This window comes from Pseudoroseicyclus aestuarii, from assembly GCF_003217255.1.
GTDB lineage: Bacteria > Pseudomonadota > Alphaproteobacteria > Rhodobacterales > Rhodobacteraceae > Pseudoroseicyclus > Pseudoroseicyclus aestuarii.
In genome coordinates, this window is the sequence record NZ_QJTE01000022.1 from 1 (window position 1) to 2,533 (window position 2,533).

3 protein-coding genes and 1 pseudogene are annotated in these 2,533 nt (G+C 63.1%); all 4 read left to right on the top strand.

Annotation, left to right across the window (positions count from 1 at the left end; all coding sequences use genetic code 11):
• Positions 1-396 (top strand): helix-turn-helix domain-containing protein (locus DFP88_RS16725; protein ID WP_181418701.1); only part of this gene is annotated, 396 nt, incomplete at its 5' end.
• A 3-nt stretch (positions 397-399) separates the two neighbouring features.
• Positions 400-1,458, top strand: coding sequence for a tyrosine-type recombinase/integrase (locus DFP88_RS16730; RefSeq protein ID WP_110815832.1), 1,059 nt, complete (start codon positions 400-402; stop codon positions 1,456-1,458).
• Positions 1,459-1,529: 71 nt separating this feature from the next.
• A complete protein-coding gene (locus tag DFP88_RS16735) occupies positions 1,530-1,835 on the top strand; it encodes a hypothetical protein (protein ID WP_110815833.1) in 306 nt (101 codons plus the stop codon).
• Between the two features lie 157 nt (positions 1,836-1,992).
• Positions 1,993-2,405: pseudogene (locus tag DFP88_RS16740) on the top strand (transposase); the annotation flags it as partial.
• Positions 2,406-2,533 lie beyond the last annotated feature (128 nt).

Genomic DNA, 2,533 nt, shown 5'->3' on the forward strand with positions numbered 1-2,533 from the left:
TTGAACTCGCGGCTGAATGTTCGTCTCTTCATCGGAAAACTCCAATCCCATGGTCACGATCTTATCGTCGTGTCCACGGGACCGGCAGCATCCCAGGCGGAGGTCGCACGCCGCGCCGGCCTTCAGCGGGACGCATACGGGCGGTACATGCTCGGCAAGACGCTGCCGCCGCAGCCGAAGCTGCTCGCGATAGCCAAGGCGTTCGGTGTCGATGTGCGCGAGATCGACGTGCACCGCGACTACGACGACATCAATGGTGAAGAGACATCGCCGCCGCCGTTCACGATACGACCGGCCGCGGGCCGGCCGGGTTTTGTCCGGCTCGACATCTCCGCTGACCTGCCTGCCGAAATCGCCGGCGAGGTCATGTCGATCCTCTCGAGACACATCGAGTAGTGCATGAGTGAAGAGCGTACACCATATCTTGTGCAGGTTCCTGGCCGGGAATCTTGGCACATCAGGGACGGCCGGCGCCGGTTCTCGACAGGTGAGACGGATCGTGGACGCGCGACGTCGGCGCTTATTGAGTACATCGGCAAGCGCGGCGGAGACGCCCGCGCCGCGGGCGGCAAGGCTGGCGCGACGCTTGGTGACATCCTCGACATCTATGACGTTGAGCGGCGGCGGCAGAACGAGAAAACGTGGTCGAAAAAGTGGCGCTTTATCGTCGCTAGGCTACGCTCGAGCGAGGGGTGGAAGCCGCTCGAAGAGATCGGCCGGCCATGGTCTGAGCGGTACGCAGCGTCGCGACTGCAGGACGTTGCAGAGCCGACCGTACGACAAGAGATCGCGACTGTTTCAGCAGCGTGGAAGATCGCTATGGACCGCGGATTGACGCGCCTGCCGGTGCCCGTCTTCGCGCTTCCCGCCGCGAGCGAGCCGCGTGATGTCTTCCTGAGCCGCGATGAAGCGCGTCGGCTCATCGAGTCAGCTACGGCGCCGCACCTCCGCCTTTTTATCCGCCTCGGTCTCGCGACGGGCGGACGTCATGAAGCGCTTCTCGACTTGAAGTGGTCGAGCGTCGATCTCCAGCGCGGCTTCATCGATCTTCGTAATCGCCCAGCCGTCGCTCCGGGATCTGGTCGTGCGGCACGGGGGCCACGAGAGAAGGGAAGGGCGCACGTCAGGATTGAGGGCGAGGCGCTCATGCAAGAGCTGAAAGAAGCCCGCCGCCGGTCTGTCACCGGGCACGTCATCGAGTTCCGCGGCGCTCGACTGAAGAGCATCGCGAAAGGCTTCCGCGAGGCCGTCGTGCGGGCCGGGCTCAACCCGCGCGACGTGACGCCGCACGTCCTGCGCCACACCGCCGCCACATGGTCCGTCGCCGACGGGGTCGATTTGTGGGAGGTGGCCGGCATGCTCGGGCACAAAGACGTGAACATGATCAAGCGTGTGTACGGGCATCACAGCCCGGACTTCATGCGCGGCGCGTCGAGAGCGCTGCGTCAAGACTTCTGATATTTCAATTGATCGGCGAGTGAAGTGAATGCCATACCGTTTCGGGGTGCATTGAAAATGGAAGATTTACGATGAAATTTGGTGCTATCTTCGGAGTGGCGGCGCTCACAGCTGCAGCGGCGGGCCCGGTCGCGGCTGACAAGATCCCAGAAGGCTTCGTAGGCTGCATCACTGAAGATGCACTCGACGAGTTCATTTCTGCAGCAGTCAACGACGATATGCGTCAGATGCAGACGCTACTCTCCGCAGGTCTCTGCGCGCCGATTGGCGGCCGCGAGTTCTCGATGATCGACCGTGGGTTCATCACGAGTGAGATTCGGGTCTACACTGACAGCGGTTCAGTCGCGCTCTTCACGCCGTCCGAAGCAACACGATGACCATGAAGAGCCCCGCGCCGTCGGCGCGGGGCTCTTCATGGTCATGCGAGATCGCAATCGAAGATCGTGTCCCGAGGCGTGGTGTAGCTGAGGCGGTCATCGGGTTTCTCGGTAGGGTCGGGTTGCGAGCGCCAACCTGAACCGAGGGACGACTCCGATGACCAAACCCATGATGGACCTGAGAGAGCTGGTGGAGAAGAGCAGCGATGCGGATCTGCTGCGCGAGATGATCGGCTTTGCCGCCGAGCGCCTGATGGATCTCGAGGTTGGCGGCCGGACCGGCGCCGCCTATGGCGAGAAGAGCCCTGAGCGCCTGGCGCAGCGCAACGGCTACCGGGATCGGGACTGGCAGACCCGAGCGGGCAACGTCGAGCTGCGCATCCCGAAGCTACGCACGGGCAGCTACTTCCCATCGTTCCTGGAGCCTCGGAGGGCCACCGAGAAGGCGCTGATGGCTGTGATCCAGGAGTCTATGTGCATGGCGTCTCGACACGGGCCATGGACGACCTCGTACAAGCCATGGGTGGGACCGCCATCTCCAAGAGCCAGGTCAGCCGATTGAGCGAGGACGAGCCAGGTCCGCCATCGGTCCGAGGACGATGGCTGACCTGCCCCCCGATCGTCCCTCATTCATAATGAGAGTCTGCCGGTTTGAGATTGGTAGTCGGGGGGTAGTTTCATGGCAAGCGCGCCGGGCG

What these genes read in the sequence shown, in the direction of transcription:
- DFP88_RS16735 (WP_110815833.1), top strand. Translation starts at nt 1,530, where the DNA reads ATGAAATTTGGTGCTATCTTCGGAGTGGCGGCGCTCACAGCTGCAGCG.
- DFP88_RS16730 (WP_110815832.1), top strand. Translation starts at nt 400, where the DNA reads ATGAGTGAAGAGCGTACACCATATCTTGTGCAGGTTCCTGGCCGGGAA.